This is a genomic window from Pseudomonas sp. GNP014 (assembly GCF_054344005.1).
Map to the genome: position 1 here is coordinate 2,776,218 of NZ_JBTGUS010000001.1, position 15,583 is coordinate 2,791,800.

Below are 15,583 nucleotides of genomic sequence, written 5' to 3' on the forward strand. Positions count from 1 at the left end.
AAGCCGGGTGCTTCGTCGGAAGTTTTTTTCGCCGGGTTCGCGAAAAGACGACTGTATCGGCGTTGAAACAGGATTTTTCAGCGCAGGGTTGCCCAATGTCGGATCGGTCCGGCTATAAATAATTGGAACTTTTGCCAAAGGCCCAAGATCAATAGTCGGTGCCAGAAACAAGGGACGTGTCGGCTTCAGTGCGGAATCTGCAGTTAGATTCCTGCCGGCGAAACCGATGACAAGATTATTCGCGCAGCCGGTTTATCCCGAGCTGCGTTTTTCGTGCGTGCCAAATCAGAGCCCGCAGGAAACTTGCTTGGAGGGGGAGAACTTTTGCGAAAAGCCCGAGTCTATGTTTGCAAGTCTGGTCGTTTAGTTGTGCAAGCCTCCTCCGGGCTTATCGAGGAGTGTTCATGCTAACCCAGGAAGAGGATCAGCAGCTGGTCGAGCGCGTTCAGCGTGGCGACAAGCGAGCTTTCGATCTGCTGGTGCTGAAGTATCAGCACAAAATTCTCGGGTTGATCGTGCGTTTCGTGCACGACACCCATGAAGCCCAGGACGTGGCTCAGGAAGCCTTTATCAAGGCGTATCGAGCACTTGGAAACTTTCGCGGCGACAGTGCGTTTTATACGTGGCTGTACCGTATTGCCATTAACACGGCGAAGAATTACCTGGTTTCACGCGGCCGCCGGCCGCCGGATAGCGATGTCAGTTCCGAAGATGCAGAGTTCTACGATGGCGATCACGGCCTCAAGGATCTCGAATCACCAGAACGAGCACTGCTGCGGGATGAGATCGAAGGCACCGTCCATCGAACCATTCAGCAACTGCCAGAGGATTTGCGTACGGCTTTAACTTTACGTGAATTCGATGGTCTGAGTTACGAGGACATTGCGAGCGTCATGCAATGCCCGGTGGGTACCGTGCGCTCCCGGATTTTCCGCGCTCGGGAGGCCATCGATAAAGCCCTGCAGCCGTTGTTGCAGGAAAACTGAGACAGCGGCGACAGCCAAGAGAGGAACGCCATGAGTCGTGAAGCCCTGCAGGAATCGCTGTCCGCAGTGATGGATAACGAAGCGGACGAACTGGAATTGCGTCGAGTGCTCAATGCACTGGATGATGTGGATACCCGTGAGACCTGGGCTCGTTACCAGATCGCTCGGGCAGCCATGCACAAGGATTTGCTGCTTCCACGTCTGGATATCGCTGCGGCAGTGTCTGCTGCGCTGGAAGACGAAACGGCTCCGGCCAAAGTATCCCGCAGCCCATGGCGCAGCCTTGGTCGTCTGGCTGTTGCAGCCTCGGTGACCGTTGCCGTGCTGGCGGGTGTACGTCTGTACAACCAGGACGAAATCGCTGGTGCCGAACTGGCTCAGCAATCCAATCAGCCAACCCTGGCCACTCCACAGGTAAAAGGCCCGGCTGTTCTGGCAGGCTACAGTGAGAGTTCCGAAGCGACTGGCCCAATGGCCAATGGCGTATTGCAAGGTCAGCCAGGCTGGCATGACCAGCGTCTGCCAGGCTATCTGCGTCAGCACGCTCAGCAGGCTGCACTGAAAGGTACTGAAAGCGCACTGCCTTATGCGCGTGCCGCAAGCCTGGAAAACCGTTAAGGAGGATCATGCGCGCCATACCTCTACTTTCGCTTCTGCTCAGTGGCTGGTTCATTGTTCCAGCCCACGCTGATGAGGCCCAGGACTGGTTGACCCGGCTGGGCCAGGCCGAGCAGCGGCAAAGCTTTCACGGCACCTTCGTTTACGAGCGCAATGGTAGTTTTTCTACCCACAACATCTGGCATCGTGTCCAGAATGGCCAGGTACGCGAGCGTTTGCTCCAGCTCGACGGTTCGGCACAGGAAGTCGTGCGCATTGATGGACATACTCAATGCGTCAGCGGCACCCTGATTGCGGGGTTGGGAGATTCTCCAAACTCTACTGCTCGTTCTCTCGATCCCCAGAAGCTGAAAAACTGGTATGACCTTGCCGTCATTGGCAAATCGCGCGTGGCCGGGCGGGACGCAGTGATCGTATCGCTGACGCCTCGCGATCAGCATCGCTACGGCTTCGAACTGCATCTGGACAAACAGACCGGCCTGCCGCTCAAGTCGTTGCTGCTGAACGACAAGGGGCAGTTGCTGGAGCGATTCCAGTTCACCAGCCTCAATACCGACGAAGTCCCTTCGGACAAGGATTTGCTGGCTGACGCCGACTGCAAGCCAGTCACGCTGGACAGTGACAAGGCTTCAGCCATGAAGACCGCTCAGGTCTGGCATTCCGACTGGTTGCCACCGGGCTTCGAACTGACCAGCAGCACGTCGCACAAGGATCCGGAAACCAAGACCCAGGTCAACAGCTTGCTGTATGACGACGGTCTGGCGCGTTTCTCGGTTTTCCTCGAGCCTTTGAATGGCGCTACGGTCACCGATACCCGTACGCAATTGGGCCCGACCGTTGCCGTGTCCCGCCGCCTGACGACGCCACAAGGCGAAATGATGGTGACGGTGGTGGGCGAGATTCCTATTGGCACAGCCGAACGAATTGCGCTGTCGATGCGTAACAATGATGGCACTGCAACCAGCAAGCAGTGAGCTGATTCCAGTCATTCCCACTTCGTCGCCGAGACGTAGAAATGTTTGCTGAGCATTTTCATTTGCAAAACACCTGAAAATTTTTTATAGGTCAGAGCCTCACGGCTCTGGCCTTGTTTGTTGTTCCCGGAACAAAAATGCCGGTCGGTGGTTTCCGGTGTTCCTTGCTCCATATCGCTTAACCCTGCTCGTCGTAACGGGAGCTGTATGTCGATACCAAGTTTGAAATCTTATCTCTCCATTTTCGCCACCGTGCTGTTGCTCGGTCAGGCCGTACCTGCTGCGCAAGCAGCCGATCTGCCTGACTTCACCCAATTGGTCGAACAAGCTTCGCCAGCCGTGGTGAACATCAGTACCACGCAGAAACTGCCGGATCGCAAGGTCAACCAGCAGATGCCAGACCTGGAAGGCTTGCCGCCGATGCTGCGCGAGTTCTTCGAACGTGGCATGCCGCCTCAACAGCGCTCGCCGCGTGGTGATCGTCAGCGTGAGGCGCAATCGTTGGGTTCGGGCTTCATCATCTCTCCGGATGGCTACATTCTGACCAACAATCACGTGATCGCCGATGCCGACGAAATCCTCGTCCGTCTCGCCGACCGCAGTGAAATGAAAGCCAAACTGATCGGCACCGACCCACGTTCCGACGTGGCGCTGCTGAAAATCGAAGGCAAGGATCTGCCAGTGCTGAAGCTTGGCAAATCCCAGGACCTGAAAGCCGGCCAGTGGGTCGTTGCCATCGGTTCGCCGTTCGGCTTCGACCACACCGTCACCCAAGGCATCGTCAGCGCCGTGGGCCGTAGCCTGCCGAACGAAAACTACGTGCCGTTCATCCAGACCGACGTGCCGATCAACCCGGGTAACTCCGGTGGTCCGCTGTTCAACCTGAATGGTGAAGTGGTCGGGATCAACTCGCAGATCTACACCCGTTCCGGTGGCTTCATGGGCGTGTCGTTCGCCATTCCGATCGACGTGGCGATGGATGTGTCCAACCAGTTGAAGAGCGGTGGCAAGGTCAGCCGCGGTTGGCTTGGTGTGGTCATTCAGGAAGTGAACAAGGATCTGGCCGAGTCGTTCGGTCTGGAAAAGCCGGCCGGTGCGCTGGTGGCACAGATCCAGGATGACGGTCCGGCGGCCAAGGGCGGTCTGCAAGTCGGCGACGTGATTCTGAGCATGAACGGCCAGCCGATTGTCATGTCCGCTGACCTGCCGCATCTGGTCGGCGCACTGAAGGCGGGCGCGAAAGCCAATCTTGAAGTGATTCGTGAAGGCAAACGCAAGAACGTCGAGCTGACGGTGGGTGCGATTCCGGACGAAGACAAGGCGCTGGACGCGCTGCCGAAGTCGGGCACTGAAAGCACCAGCAATCGCCTTGGTGTTTCGGTAGGCGAGCTGACCGCCGAGCAGAAGAAAACCTACGACCTTAAAGGTGGTGTGGTGATCAAGGAGGTGCAGGATGGTCCTGCGGCCCTGATCGGTCTGCAGCCGGGTGACGTGATCACTCACCTGAACAACCAGGCCATCGGCTCCACCAAGGAGTTCGCCGACATCGCCAAGGCACTGCCGAAGAACCGTTCGGTGTCGATGCGGGTTCTGCGTCAAGGTCGCGCGAGCTTCATCACCTTCAAGCTGGCTGAATAATTCAGCGCCGAAGGCAAAAACAAACCGCCTCGAAAGAGGCGGTTTTTTATGCCTGAAGCTTTTTGCCGAAAGACAGAATCAGCCCATCATGTCCTTGATCATGCGCTCCTGCTCCATCAGCTCGCGCTGGCGGGCATCGATACGCGACGACAGCGGGAAGTTGCTGCCTGCCTTGCGCTTGGCAAAATCCAGTTGCTGGATCGCCTGACGGTAATCGCCGACCAGTGCGAAGTACTCGGCGCGCGCCTGATGCAAACCGATGATGTTGCCTGACAAGCCCCGGGTTTCAGCGACCTGATACCAGACGTCCGGATCATCCGGGCGCGACTTGAGCAAGCCTTCCAGGGCCTTCTCGGCATCGGCTGTGCGGTTCTGCTTGAGCAGTAGATCCACGCGCACCTGATTCAGTGGATAGTTGCCCGGATACTGCGTGAGCATCCGGTCCACCCGCGATTGCGCATCTGCCAGGCGATTATTGGTGATGTCCAGATCGACCTGCGCAAGGTTGTAGATGATTTCGTTCGGCGCCGCTGCCAGCAGTGGCTTGAGATTCTCCCGAGCCTCGTTCAACTGGCCGCCCTTGATCTGGGCGATTGCCAGACCGTAGCGTGCGACGTTGTTCTTCGGGTTCTCATCCAGTTGTGCACGGAAGCGTTTGGCACTCAGCCCCGGGGTTTCTTCGTAGATCAGTTGCACGCGCGCGCGGATCAGTTGATAGCGCAGGCTGTCTTCGATGCCGCCGGGTTTGGCCTGTTCGGCACGGTTGCGGGTGTCGGCGATCCGCGACTCGGTGACCGGGTGAGTCAGCAGGAACTCCGGCGGCTTGGCGTCGAAGCGATACTGGCGCATCAGGCGTTCGAACATGGTCGGCATCGAGCGCGGGTCGTACCCGGCCTTTTCCAGATTGAGGATGCCGATGCGGTCGGCTTCCTGTTCGTTCTGACGGGAAAATGTGCGTTGTGACTGAATCGCCGCCGCCTGGGTGCCGGCGATGGTCGCGATGCCGGCGTCACCGCCGCCGGCTGCGGCGATGACGATCCCGGCCAGCAGGGCAGCCATCATCGGCACTTGCATCCGCTGGGACGCCTCGACGCCGCGGGCAAAGTGACGTTGCGACAAGTGAGCCAGCTCGTGGGCCAGTACCGAAGCGTATTCACCTTCGGTCTGTGCATTGAGGAACAGGCCGCCGTTGACCCCGACCACGCCGCCCGGTGCCGCGAAGGCGTTGAGTTGCGGGCTGTTGATCAGAATGAATTCAAGGCGGCGGTCGGTGACCTGACTGGTTTCCACCAGCTTGTAGACGCTGGATTCGACGTAGTCCTTGAGCTGCGGATCGTTGAGCTGTGCAACCTGGCTGCGCAGCATGGCCAGCCAGGCCCGACCGAGCTGGTATTCCTGTTGCGGCGAGACAATGGCAGAACTGGCGTCGCCAAGTGACGGCAGATCGTCGGCAAAGCCCGGTGAGGCGAGCAGGCAAGCGAGCGTCAGCAGGGTAGGGCGCAGAAAAGTCATGCACAAAGCCTTAGAAGACAAAGACCTTACTGTAGCCGGACACCGGGCTTGCGACCAGATATTCTAGGCAGCTCGAATGACCTGATCCGGAGTGACGCAATGACTGACGCTGTAGCCCATGACGTGGAACTGGACGCCAGTGGCCTTAATTGTCCGTTGCCGTTGCTCAAGGCAAAAATGGAACTCAACAAGCTCCCGAGCGGTGCGGTGCTCAAGGTGATCGCCACGGATGCGGGCTCGCAACGCGATTTCCGCACCTTCGCCCGCTTGGCCGGTCATGCGCTGCTGCGCGAAGAAGACGACGCCGGTGTTTACCGTTACTGGTTGAAGAAAGCCTGAAACCGACAGCGTAAAACCCCTGAGGAATATTGATGTTCAAAGTGTTACGCGACTGGATTCAGCGCTACTTTTCCGATGAAGAGGCGGTGGTGCTGGCGGTGCTGTTGATTCTCGCCTTCACGGCTGTGCTCACCCTCGGCGGAATGCTGGCCCCGGTGTTGGCCGGGATGGTGCTCGCTTATCTGATGCAGGGCCTGGTGGTGACGCTCGAGCGACTGCGGGTGCCGGGTGGTGCGGCGGTGGGGCTGGTATTTGCGCTGTTCATGGGCGTGCTGATGCTGTTTATCGTCGTGGTGCTGCCGTTGCTCTGGCATCAGGTGATCACGCTGTTCAACGAACTGCCGGGCATGCTTGCCAAGTGGCAATCGTTGCTCCTGCTGCTGCCAGAGCGGTACCCGCATCTGGTCTCCGATGAGCAGGTGCTGCAGGCCATCGAAGCGGCGCGTGGCGAGATCGGCAAATTCGGGCAATGGGCGCTGACGTTTTCGCTATCGAGCCTGCCGCTGCTGGTCAACATCATGATCTATCTGGTGCTGGTGCCGATCCTGGTGTTCTTCTTCCTCAAGGACCGGTCGATGATCGGCGAGTGGGTGCGCGGCTATTTGCCCCGCGAGCGCGCGCTGATCACCCGGGTCGCGCAGGAAATGAACCGGCAGATCGCCAACTACATTCGCGGCAAGGTGATCGAAATCGTGATTTGCGGTGGCGTGACTTACATCGGCTTCGTTGCGCTGGGGCTCAATTACGCGGCGCTGCTGGCGTTGTTGGTGGGTGTCTCGGTGGTGGTGCCTTATGTCGGCGCTGTGGTGGTGACGGTGCCCGTGCTGTTGATCGCCTTGTTCCAGTGGGGCTGGAGCGATCAGTTCATCTATCTGATGGCGGTCTACGGGATCATTCAGACGCTGGACGGCAACGTGCTGGTGCCGCTGCTGTTTTCGGAGGCGGTCAACCTGCACCCGGTGGCGATCATTTGTGCAGTGCTGTTGTTTGGCGGGCTGTGGGGCTTTTGGGGGGTGTTCTTTGCGATCCCGCTGGCGACGCTGTTCAAGGCTGTGCTTGATGCCTGGCCGCGCAAGGAACCGGTGGTGGCACCTTTGCTGTAATCGGGCTGAGGCGTGGGGTCTCATCGCTGGCAAGCCAGCTCCCACAGGGTTTCAGGCGCATACAAAACCTGTGGGGGCCGGCTTGCCAGCGATGGCGTCAGTGAGAGCGACGCCAAAACATCAGGCTTTATTCAAATCCTGAGCCGCCGCCAGCACCGCATCCACATGCCCCGGCACTTTCACGCCGCGCCATTCCTGGCGCAGTACACCGTTCTTGTCGATCAGGAACGTGCTGCGATCAACGCCCAGGTATTCCTTGCCGTACAGCTTCTTCAACTTGATCACGTCGAACAGCTGGCAAACGGCTTCGTCCTTGTCGCTGATCAGCTCGAACGGAAACGCCTGCTTGCACTTGAAGTTTTCGTGGGACTTCAGGCTGTCGCGGGAGATACCGAAAATTTCCGTGTTGGCTGCCTGGAATGCCGCGTACTGATCACGAAAACCCTGGCCTTCAGTGGTGCAGCCCGGAGTGCTGTCTTTCGGGTAAAAGTAGATCACCACTTGCTTGCCTTTCAGGGCAGACAGGCTGACGGTCTGCCCGCTGGTGGCAGGGGCTTCGAAATCCGTAACCGGTTGGTCGATGACAACGGCCATGAAAGCTTCCTTACATTGGGTTTTGTGGGCGCCAGGGTTCGATCAGCGCATCCAGGTTCATCGCGTCGGCGAAGTCGAGGAACTGATCACGCAGCCAGCTGATCTGTGTGCCGGCCGGCAGCGTCACGGTGAACGTGGCGTTGAGCATGGTGCCGCCGGTCTGGGGGGCCTGATACGTGTCGCAGGTCAGGTTTTCCAGCTCGACGTTGTGATCCATGAAGAACTGGCACAGCTCATTGATGATGTCAGGGCGATACGCCGAGCTGACATAAGCCACGTACGGCAACGCTTGCGGGCGGTTTTCCAGCGCCGCACTGCGCACCACGTTGACGGTGAAAGCGTGCCGTTTGGCCAGCACCGGCAGGCTGCCTTCGAGGCGGGCCAGCGCGTCCCAGCTACCGGTAATCTCCAGCACCAGCGCACTGCACTCGCCGTGGCGGGTCAGGCGGGAGGTGACGACGGCGCAGCGATTTTCATGGCTGGCGCGACACAGGACGTTAGTCAGCTCCATGGGGTTGGCGCCAAGGGCACTGATGACAAGGAATTGTTCGCGAACTGTGGGGGTGGACATGCAGCATTCCTAAAGCGATGAGCGGTCGGTAGGTTGACGGGCGTTGGTCGTCGGAGCGAGCCTGCGTGCCTGTTCAGGCTGTCCGTTCAAAAGGCCCGGCCAGCGCTCGCGGCTCGCTCCACTATAGCGGGAGCGCGTCGATGCGACGCAGGAACGGGGCCTGGGAGGCCGAAAAGGGAGGCTGGAACCCGGCGTACAAGCTGATCAGTACCGATCAAAGTCTGAAGGGTAGCGAAAAGCGACGCCAAGGGGAATGGCGGCAGCGCAGTACTTCGCTTGTGCAAGCATCTTGGCGCCAGTACCATTACCGCTCTCTTTTTCCGGCAGGAGCGGTTTCATGATTGCGGGCAGTATGGTGGCACTGGTCACTCCCATGGATGCACAAGGGCGTCTGGACTGGGACAGCCTCAGCAAACTCGTGGACTTCCATCTCAAGAACGGCACCCATGCCATTGTCGCGGTCGGTACTACCGGCGAGTCGGCAACCCTTGATGTAGAAGAACACATCGCCGTGATCAAAGCCGTGGTCAAACAGGTTGCCGGGCGCATTCCGGTCATCGCCGGTACTGGCGCCAACTCCACCCGCGAAGCCGTCGAACTGACCCGCAACGCCAAGGAAGCCGGCGCCGATGCCTGCCTGCTGGTTGTTCCTTACTACAACAAGCCGACTCAGGAAGGTCTGTACCAGCACTTCAAGCACATCGCTGAAGCGGTCGACATTCCGCAGATTCTCTACAACGTTCCCGGCCGCACCTCCTGCGACATGCAGGCCGAGACCGTGATTCGCCTGTCCAGCGTGCCGAACATCGTCGGCATCAAGGAAGCCACCGGTGACCTCAAGCGCGCCAAGGCCATCATCGACGGCGTGAGCAAGGACTTCATCGTGCTGTCCGGCGATGATCCGACCGCCGTCGAACTGATCCTGCTGGGCGGCAAAGGCAACATCTCGGTAACTGCCAACGTCGCTCCGCGCGAAATGGCCGACCTGTGTGAGGCCGCGCTCAAGGGCGACGCCGACACCGCACGGGCCATCAACGAAAAACTGATGCCGCTGCACAAAGACCTGTTCATCGAAGCCAACCCGATTCCGGTCAAGTGGGCTCTGGTTGAAATGGGCCTGATGCACGAAGGCATCCGCCTGCCGCTGACCTGGCTGAGCGCACCTTGTCATGAAACGCTTCGCTCGGCCCTGCGCCAGTGCAGCGTCCTGGTTTAATTGAGGAAGTACAACGCATGAAGCGAATGGCCGGACTTTCCGCACTTGCCTTGATTATCTCCAGCACCAGCGGCTGTGGATGGGTCTGGGGGCCGGAAGGTTATTTCCGCGACCGTGGAAGCGATTACCTGCAAGCGCAACAGACTGCACCGATGCAACTGCCACCGGATGTCAGCACCTCCAAACGTCTGGATCCGCTGTTGCCGATCCCGCGCAACGTCGCTGACGACACTGCCAAGGGTGAGTACATCGTTCCACGTCCTCAACCGTTGTCGGCCGTTGCCGATGCCAGCGATTACTCGCTGCAGAAGAGCGGTGACTCACGTTGGGTCGTGGCACAGCATCCGCCGGCCGAAGTCTGGCCAGTGGCTGTGCAGTTCTTCCAGGACAACGGTTTCCGTCTGGATGAACAGCGTCCGCAAACCGGTGAATTCACCACCACCTGGCAGCATTCCGATGAACTGTCCGCCTCCATGGCCAAGCGCCTGAGCGCGGCCGGTATCGCCAGCGACAGCGAAACCCGCGTTCGTGTGCGTATCGAGCCAGGTGTGCAGCGCAACACCAGCGAAATCTACGTGGTCAGCGCCGAGCGTCCTGCCGGCAGCACCGCCGACGTTGCCTTCACCAACCGTTCGGTCAACACTGGCCTGGACGCAGCGCTGGTCGACGACATGCTGGCGAGCATGAGCCGTATCTCCGAGAAGGGCGGTTCCGTGTCGATGCTTGCTTCCCGTGACTTCGATACGCCGAGCCGTGTCAGCCTCAGCGAAGACGGCAGCGGTAACCCGGTGTTGAACGTCGGTACCGATCTGGACCGTGCCTGGTCGAGCGTCGGCCGTGCACTGGAACAGGGTGAATGGCGCGTTGAAGACATCAACCGCAGCCTGGGCCTGTACTACATCAACCTGGCCGAAAAAGCCGAGAAGAAAGACGAAAAGCCTGGTTTCTTCAGCAGCCTGTTCGGCAGTGCGCCGAGCAAGGAAGAAGTGGAAGCCCGCGCCGAGCGCTATCAGGTTCGCCTGAGCAAGGTTGGCGAGAGCATTCAGGTGACCGTCGAGAAAAACATCAACACCGTCGCACCGGCTGACGTGGCGCGCAAAGTGTTGAGCGTGATTCAGGACAATCTGGGCTGATCACATGCGTTTTGCCGTTCTCGGCAGCGGTAGCCAAGGGAACGGCACGCTGATCGCCAGTGCTGATACGTATGTGCTGGTGGATTGTGGTTTTTCCCTGCGGGAAACCGAAAAACGCCTGTTGCGCCTGGGTGTGCACCCGGCGCAACTGAGCGCGATACTTGTGACCCACGAACATGCCGACCACGTGCATGGCGTGGGTTTACTGTCTCGGCGCTACAATCTGCCGGTCTACCTCAGTCGCGGCACACTGCGCGGGATGCGCAAACCGATTGAACCCGCAGGCTATCTGGCCGGCGGCGAGCAACTGCAGATCGGTGCTCTGAACATCGGGGTCATTGCCGTGGCCCATGATGCGCAGGAACCGACCCAGTACGTCTTCAGTGATCAACAGCAGCGGCGCTTCGGCCTGCTGACCGACCTGGGTTCCTACTGCGAGCGGGTGTTGGACGGTTATCGGGATCTCGATGCGTTGATGATCGAGTCCAACCATTGCCGCGACATGCTGGCCCGTGGTCACTATCCGTACTTTCTCAAGCAGCGGGTGGGCGGCGAGCTGGGACATTTGAACAACCATCAGGCGGCATTCCTGGTGGCCGAGTTGGGCTGGCAGGGCCTGCAACACCTGGTCCTGGCCCATCTGAGCAGCAAGAACAACCTGCCGCAACTGGCCCGGCAATGTTTTGTCGACACCCTCGGGTGCGATCCGGACTGGCTGCAACTGGCCGATCAAGATTCAGGGCTCGACTGGCGCCACATCGCCTAGCCCACCTACTTAGCAAGCGGAGCCCATCATGGAAAAACGTGAAGAACTCTACCGCGGCAAAGCCAAATCGGTTTACAAAACCGACGACGCTGACCGCTTGATCCTGCTGTTTCGCAACGACACCTCGGCGTTCGACGGCAAGCGTATTGAGCAGCTCGACCGCAAAGGCATGGTGAACAACAAGTTCAACGCCTTCATCATGCAGAAACTCGAAGCGGCCGGCATTCCGACCCAATTCGACAAGCTGCTGGGCGACAACGAGTGCCTGGTGAAGAAGCTCGACATGATTCCGGTCGAGTGCGTTGTGCGTAACTATGCCGCCGGCAGCCTGGTCAAGCGCCTGGGCGTTGAAGAGGGCATGAAGCTCAACCCTTACACCTTCGAACTGTTCCTGAAGGACGACGCCAAGGGCGACCCGTTCATCAACGAATCCCACGTCGTGGCATTCGGCTGGGGCACCACCGAACAACTGGCGCGCATGAAAGAACTGTCGCTCAAGGTCAACGAAGTCCTGAGCAAACTGTTCGATGACGCCGGCCTGCTGCTGGTCGACTTCAAGCTTGAGTTCGGCGTGTTCAGCGACGGCTCGATCGTCCTGGGCGACGAGTTCAGCCCGGACGGCTGCCGTCTGTGGGACAAGGACACCAAGAAGAAGATGGACAAGGACCGCTTCCGTCAGGGCCTCGGTGACGTCATCGAAGCCTACGAAGAAGTCGCCAATCGTCTGGGTGTACCGCTTTAATCGACGCAAGCATCTGATAGCACGGAAAAAATTTCGTTTGGGGGGTTCGCAACCAGCGAAAGTGTTGTTATGATGCGCGCCGTTGGAGAGATGCCAGAGTGGCCGAATGGGACGGATTCGAAATCCGTTGTACCTTCACCGGTACCTAGGGTTCGAATCCCTATCTCTCCGCCATTACATAGAAAAAGCCCCGTAGCTGAGAAGCTGCGGGGCTTTTTTGTTTCCTGCGATCAATCTGGCAACGCGTGACCAGGTCTTGCCTGTTCCAATCTCTGCAGAGCCGGAACAAAGCCCCGCTGAATCAAACCAGCGGGGCTTTGTTGTTTTGCAGGCGTTTACTTACACCTGCATCAGACAGTCATGACCGCGAGGGCGCCTGTTCGCGTTTAATCAAGTCAGGCGTACCGTTGTGCGCTTAAATCTCCTTTATCGGTGTTTCCCCTCGCGCTGCTTTGATCAATTCGATCACATGCAAGCAATCCGCCTTGTTCACATAAGACTCGCCACTGGCGATGGTCTCGTGGTTTCCCGCCCTTAGCCTCCAGCGCCATTGCCCTTTGCCGGTGCTCGGGGTGCCTCTGGATTGCCTGTAAATCTCGAAATACATTCAGTTCGCTCCATGCGATAGACGTGTGCGCCAGCCTGTGTGGCGCATCGACGCAAGCCTAGCGCAGGCGAGGTTTTTGGCTATTGGGCAATTGTTTCCAATGGTTGGCGGATGTTTCTGAAAGGTGCGACCCAGAAACCTCGAAGTGTTAGACAGTGAGCGGATCCATCGTGGCGATGGACGCCGCCCCCAAGGCCTTTCTACACTGCCGGCTATCTGGGGATCGGGGAGCAAGGGATGAATCGCAATGAACTACGCAAGGCCGACATCAACCTGATGGTGGTGTTCGAGACCCTGATGCTTGAGCGCAATGTGACGCGGGCGGCGGAGAAGCTGTTTCTCGGCCAGCCGACCATCAGTTCGGCGCTCAACCGGCTGCGTACGATGCTCAACGATCCGCTGTTCATCCGCGTGGGGCACCGCATGGAACCGACGGCCCGTGCCGAGGATATCTTTCGTCATCTGAAGCCTGCGCTGGATTCGCTGTCGGTGGCGCTGAGCCTGACGCGCAACTTCGATCCGGCCGTCAGCACCATGACCTTTCGCATCGGCCTGTCCGATGATGTCGAGTTCGGCCTGTTGCCGCCGCTGTTGCGCGCGCTGCGTCAGGAGGCGCCGAATGTGGTGTTTGTCGTGCAACATGTCGATTACTGGCGAATTCCCGATTTGCTGGCTGCCGGCGACATCACCGTCGGCATCAGTCAGACCCGTGGCCTGCCGGCCAACGCCAAGCGCAAATTGTTGCGGCACATTCAGCCGAGCATTCTGCGGGCCGACGCCTCTGATACGCCGCTGACTCTCGATGAATATTGCGCCCGCCCGCACGTACTGGTGTCTCACACCGCCAACGTCAGCGGATTCGCGGACGAATGGCTGGCGGAGCTCGGGCGTACCCGGCAGGTGGTGTTGTCGGTGCCGCAGTACAGCGCCTTGCCGGCATTGCTGGCCGGCACCGACCTGATCGCCAGCCTGCCGGATTACACCGCAGAGGCCATGGCCGCGTCGGGGCTGCTGTTCAAGGAGCCGTTTCCGTTCAAGACGCCGACGCTGGACCTGTCGATGGTCTGGCTCAGTCACGTCGACAGCGACCCGGCAGAACGCTGGCTGCGCTCACGGCTGGAGGCCTTCATGAGCGAGCGGCCGCTCAGCGTGTCCTGAGGGCGAGCGCTTTTCCGCAGGAGCTGCCGAAGGCTGCAATCCTTGCCTTTTGTGTTGAAAGCAAGATCAACAGATCGCGGCCTCCGGCGGCTCCTGCAAGGGTAGGGGCGACAGATTGACGAAAAGTCGCGCAGGAGAGCAGGACGCCGCTGTGGTATATGTACGACCTTTCTGTCGCCACACTGGAGTCTTGCGATGCCACACCTGCACATGGAATACACCGCCAATCTGCCGCAGCTCAATGCCGACGTTGCGTTGATCCGGCTCAACAACACATTGGTGGGGTCCGGTCAGTTCACGGCGGAATTCGATATCAAGAGCCGGGCAGTCAAGGTCGAGACCTTCAAGGTCGGCACGGTCATGGGCGAGCGTGCGTTTGTGTATGTGAAACTGGCGATGCTCAGTGGCCGTTCGCCGGAGATCAAGAAACAGTTGTCCCAGAGCCTCCTGGCGGTGTTGCAGGACCTGTGCGAATGGCCGGCCGGGGTTGAGGTGCAGCTGTGTGTCGAGCTGCTCGACATTGATCGCGAGTCCTACAGCAAAACGGCCATCGGCGTGTAAGGCTCAGGCCACTTCCAGTTCGCTGCACACCTTGATCACCTGCTCGCGCAGCCAGACGTTGGCGCTGTCCTGATCGGCGTTCTGGCTCCACTGCATGTCGAGGGTGAAGCCCGGCAGACCATTCGGCGCCTCACAGTGTTTGAACACCGCATCGTTGGTCAGCAGGCGTTGAATGCGGCGCGGCAGGGTGAGAATGAAGTCGGTGCCGGTGATCATCTTCAACGCCGCGCTATAGCTGTTCGAGCGCGCAACAATCTGACGTTTCTGCGCCTGGCGAGCGAGCCAACCGTCGACCATGTTGGTGGTGGACGTCCACGGTGTCGGGAACACATGCCGGCGTTCGGTAAAGGCTTGCAGGCTCAGGCGTGGTTCCAGTGGCGTGGCGCGCTTGTCGAAGACACAGACCAGATCATCTTCCAGCAGCATCCGTGACTTGAGGTCGGCGTGAGAGCGATGGAAGTTGGGGCCGAAACTGATCACCAGGTCGAGGCTGCCGTCGCGTAACTCGTCGGCCGGTACGTCGGTTTCGAACTTGTGCATGTTGACCATCACCGGCAAATCATCGAAGTCGAAGCGCTTCAACAGTCGTGGCAGGATCAGTTGTTCGAAGTATTCCGGAGCGCAGATGTTGAAGGTGACCGCTTGCCGGGTCGGATCGAAGGCCGCTGCACCGGCATGGCACAGGTTGATGCTTTCGAGGATCTTCTGCACATGGCTGTACATGCTGCAGGCCTTGTAGGTCGGGCGCATGCCGGTGCGGGTATTGATGAACAGTTCGTCTTCGAAACTGGTGCGCAGTTTTTTCAGGCAGTAACTGACTGTGGACTGACTGACAAACAGCGTTTCCGAGACATCGGTGACGCTGCTTTGCTCATACACGGCGATAAACACCATGAGATCCTGCATGTCGAGCTTTCGAAGCAAGTTACTATTCAGCATCCGTTCCGTCTCGCTGTGCTCCTTGCGCTGAATCCGCGCAAACGTGTGCGAATGATCCTAACGGAACGATGGTGCCAGGAGAAACCCCCGTGGGACAATTCACGTTCAGTTGTGGGACAGAAACTT

General features: G+C 59.1%; 18 protein-coding genes and 1 tRNA gene. 13 read left to right on the plus strand and 6 right to left on the minus strand.

What is annotated here, in order from left to right:
• The first annotated feature begins 404 nt into the window (after positions 1-404).
• The 3 genes from rpoE to ACXX9E_RS12460 are packed head-to-tail and all read left to right on the plus strand — an operon-like array spanning position 405 to position 2,578.
• Complete coding sequence (gene rpoE, locus ACXX9E_RS12450; RefSeq protein WP_003172477.1) at positions 405-986, plus strand: RNA polymerase sigma factor RpoE/AlgU; 582 nt, start codon at positions 405-407, stop codon at positions 984-986.
• A gap of 30 nt (positions 987-1,016) precedes the next feature.
• Entirely contained in the window at positions 1,017-1,604 is a 588-nt protein-coding gene (locus tag ACXX9E_RS12455) for a sigma-E factor negative regulatory protein (protein WP_128615223.1), read from the plus strand.
• Between the two features lie 8 nt (positions 1,605-1,612).
• The gene (locus tag ACXX9E_RS12460; protein WP_447807654.1) at positions 1,613-2,578 is read left to right on the plus strand and encodes a MucB/RseB C-terminal domain-containing protein; all 966 of its coding nucleotides are present in this window, start codon (positions 1,613-1,615) and stop codon (positions 2,576-2,578) included.
• Between the two features lie 11 nt (positions 2,579-2,589).
• On the opposite strand, the gene ACXX9E_RS12465 is transcribed toward ACXX9E_RS12460, so the two are convergent.
• On the minus strand, positions 2,590-2,751 hold the full coding sequence (locus tag ACXX9E_RS12465; RefSeq protein WP_177490577.1) for a hypothetical protein: 162 nt from the start codon (positions 2,749-2,751) through the stop codon (positions 2,590-2,592).
• A 34-nt stretch (positions 2,752-2,785) separates the two neighbouring features.
• On the opposite strand from ACXX9E_RS12465, the gene ACXX9E_RS12470 reads away from it, so the two are divergent.
• Entirely contained in the window at positions 2,786-4,216 is a 1,431-nt protein-coding gene (locus ACXX9E_RS12470) for a DegQ family serine endoprotease (protein ID WP_123465468.1), read from the plus strand.
• Between the two features lie 78 nt (positions 4,217-4,294).
• Here ACXX9E_RS12470 and ACXX9E_RS12475 read toward each other — a convergent pair whose 3' ends face one another.
• Positions 4,295-5,728 carry a M48 family metalloprotease gene (locus ACXX9E_RS12475; RefSeq protein ID WP_123465470.1) on the minus strand — a complete coding sequence of 478 codons (1,434 nt, stop codon included), beginning with the start codon at positions 5,726-5,728 and terminating at the stop codon, positions 4,295-4,297.
• A 99-nt stretch (positions 5,729-5,827) separates the two neighbouring features.
• Between ACXX9E_RS12475 and ACXX9E_RS12480 the strand changes: the two genes are divergently transcribed.
• Complete coding sequence (locus ACXX9E_RS12480) at positions 5,828-6,067, plus strand: sulfurtransferase TusA family protein (RefSeq protein ID WP_123465472.1); 240 nt, start codon at positions 5,828-5,830, stop codon at positions 6,065-6,067.
• Positions 6,068-6,099: 32 nt separating this feature from the next.
• On the plus strand, positions 6,100-7,170 hold the full coding sequence (locus tag ACXX9E_RS12485) for an AI-2E family transporter (protein ID WP_128614645.1): 1,071 nt from the start codon (positions 6,100-6,102) through the stop codon (positions 7,168-7,170).
• Between the two features lie 120 nt (positions 7,171-7,290).
• Here ACXX9E_RS12485 and ACXX9E_RS12490 read toward each other — a convergent pair whose 3' ends face one another.
• On the minus strand, positions 7,291-7,764 hold the full coding sequence (locus ACXX9E_RS12490; protein WP_123465475.1) for a peroxiredoxin: 474 nt from the start codon (positions 7,762-7,764) through the stop codon (positions 7,291-7,293).
• A gap of 10 nt (positions 7,765-7,774) precedes the next feature.
• Positions 7,775-8,335, minus strand: a complete 561-nt coding sequence (locus ACXX9E_RS12495) for a glycine cleavage system transcriptional repressor (RefSeq protein WP_186744597.1) — start codon at positions 8,333-8,335, stop codon at positions 7,775-7,777.
• Positions 8,336-8,672: 337 nt separating this feature from the next.
• Between ACXX9E_RS12495 and dapA the strand changes: the two genes are divergently transcribed.
• The 5 genes from dapA (at position 8,673) to ACXX9E_RS12520 (ending at position 12,366) form a co-directional block, all read left to right on the plus strand.
• Entirely contained in the window at positions 8,673-9,551 is an 879-nt protein-coding gene (dapA, locus tag ACXX9E_RS12500) for a 4-hydroxy-tetrahydrodipicolinate synthase (protein WP_123465482.1), read from the plus strand.
• Between the two features lie 17 nt (positions 9,552-9,568).
• Positions 9,569-10,684, plus strand: coding sequence for an NlpB/DapX family lipoprotein (bamC, locus tag ACXX9E_RS12505; protein ID WP_128614644.1), 1,116 nt, complete (start codon positions 9,569-9,571; stop codon positions 10,682-10,684).
• Between the two features lie 4 nt (positions 10,685-10,688).
• On the plus strand, positions 10,689-11,450 hold the full coding sequence (locus tag ACXX9E_RS12510; RefSeq protein ID WP_123465486.1) for an MBL fold metallo-hydrolase: 762 nt from the start codon (positions 10,689-10,691) through the stop codon (positions 11,448-11,450).
• A 28-nt stretch (positions 11,451-11,478) separates the two neighbouring features.
• Positions 11,479-12,192, plus strand: a complete 714-nt coding sequence (purC, locus tag ACXX9E_RS12515) for a phosphoribosylaminoimidazolesuccinocarboxamide synthase (RefSeq protein WP_123465488.1) — start codon at positions 11,479-11,481, stop codon at positions 12,190-12,192.
• Between the two features lie 84 nt (positions 12,193-12,276).
• A tRNA-Ser gene (locus ACXX9E_RS12520) sits at positions 12,277-12,366 on the plus strand.
• 241 nt (positions 12,367-12,607) lie between these two features.
• Here the strand turns inward: ACXX9E_RS12520 and ACXX9E_RS12525 are convergent.
• Positions 12,608-12,799: a YegP family protein gene (locus tag ACXX9E_RS12525; RefSeq protein ID WP_123465490.1), complete on the minus strand. Its 192-nt coding sequence runs from the start codon at positions 12,797-12,799 to the stop codon at positions 12,608-12,610.
• 237 nt (positions 12,800-13,036) lie between these two features.
• On the opposite strand from ACXX9E_RS12525, the gene ACXX9E_RS12530 reads away from it, so the two are divergent.
• Positions 13,037-13,957: a LysR family transcriptional regulator gene (locus tag ACXX9E_RS12530; RefSeq protein ID WP_123465491.1), complete on the plus strand. Its 921-nt coding sequence runs from the start codon at positions 13,037-13,039 to the stop codon at positions 13,955-13,957.
• A gap of 195 nt (positions 13,958-14,152) precedes the next feature.
• Positions 14,153-14,518 (plus strand): 5-carboxymethyl-2-hydroxymuconate Delta-isomerase, encoded by a 366-nt coding sequence (locus ACXX9E_RS12535; RefSeq protein WP_458555487.1) that lies wholly within the window; start codon positions 14,153-14,155, stop codon positions 14,516-14,518.
• Positions 14,519-14,521: 3 nt separating this feature from the next.
• On the opposite strand, the gene ACXX9E_RS12540 is transcribed toward ACXX9E_RS12535, so the two are convergent.
• Positions 14,522-15,457 carry a LysR family transcriptional regulator gene (locus tag ACXX9E_RS12540; protein ID WP_458555488.1) on the minus strand — a complete coding sequence of 312 codons (936 nt, stop codon included), beginning with the start codon at positions 15,455-15,457 and terminating at the stop codon, positions 14,522-14,524.
• Positions 15,458-15,583: the final 126 nt, after the last annotated feature.

Excerpts from the sequence above, each read along its gene's own strand:
- rpoE (WP_003172477.1), top strand. The coding sequence starts at position 405 with ATGCTAACCCAGGAAGAGGATCAGCAGCTGGTCGAGCGCGTTCAGCGT.
- ACXX9E_RS12455 (WP_128615223.1), top strand. The coding sequence starts at position 1,017 with ATGAGTCGTGAAGCCCTGCAGGAATCGCTGTCCGCAGTGATGGATAAC.
- ACXX9E_RS12460 (WP_447807654.1), top strand. The coding sequence starts at position 1,613 with ATGCGCGCCATACCTCTACTTTCGCTTCTGCTCAGTGGCTGGTTCATT.
- ACXX9E_RS12465 (WP_177490577.1), bottom strand. The coding sequence starts at position 2,751 with ATGGAGCAAGGAACACCGGAAACCACCGACCGGCATTTTTGTTCCGGG.
- ACXX9E_RS12470 (WP_123465468.1), top strand. The coding sequence starts at position 2,786 with ATGTCGATACCAAGTTTGAAATCTTATCTCTCCATTTTCGCCACCGTG.
- ACXX9E_RS12475 (WP_123465470.1), bottom strand. The coding sequence starts at position 5,728 with ATGACTTTTCTGCGCCCTACCCTGCTGACGCTCGCTTGCCTGCTCGCC.
- ACXX9E_RS12480 (WP_123465472.1), top strand. The coding sequence starts at position 5,828 with ATGACTGACGCTGTAGCCCATGACGTGGAACTGGACGCCAGTGGCCTT.
- ACXX9E_RS12485 (WP_128614645.1), top strand. The coding sequence starts at position 6,100 with ATGTTCAAAGTGTTACGCGACTGGATTCAGCGCTACTTTTCCGATGAA.
- ACXX9E_RS12490 (WP_123465475.1), bottom strand. The coding sequence starts at position 7,764 with ATGGCCGTTGTCATCGACCAACCGGTTACGGATTTCGAAGCCCCTGCC.
- ACXX9E_RS12495 (WP_186744597.1), bottom strand. The coding sequence starts at position 8,335 with ATGTCCACCCCCACAGTTCGCGAACAATTCCTTGTCATCAGTGCCCTT.
- dapA (WP_123465482.1), top strand. The coding sequence starts at position 8,673 with ATGATTGCGGGCAGTATGGTGGCACTGGTCACTCCCATGGATGCACAA.
- bamC (WP_128614644.1), top strand. The coding sequence starts at position 9,569 with ATGAAGCGAATGGCCGGACTTTCCGCACTTGCCTTGATTATCTCCAGC.
- ACXX9E_RS12510 (WP_123465486.1), top strand. The coding sequence starts at position 10,689 with ATGCGTTTTGCCGTTCTCGGCAGCGGTAGCCAAGGGAACGGCACGCTG.
- purC (WP_123465488.1), top strand. The coding sequence starts at position 11,479 with ATGGAAAAACGTGAAGAACTCTACCGCGGCAAAGCCAAATCGGTTTAC.
- ACXX9E_RS12525 (WP_123465490.1), bottom strand. The coding sequence starts at position 12,799 with ATGTATTTCGAGATTTACAGGCAATCCAGAGGCACCCCGAGCACCGGC.
- ACXX9E_RS12530 (WP_123465491.1), top strand. The coding sequence starts at position 13,037 with ATGAATCGCAATGAACTACGCAAGGCCGACATCAACCTGATGGTGGTG.
- ACXX9E_RS12535 (WP_458555487.1), top strand. The coding sequence starts at position 14,153 with ATGCCACACCTGCACATGGAATACACCGCCAATCTGCCGCAGCTCAAT.
- ACXX9E_RS12540 (WP_458555488.1), bottom strand. The coding sequence starts at position 15,457 with ATGCTGAATAGTAACTTGCTTCGAAAGCTCGACATGCAGGATCTCATG.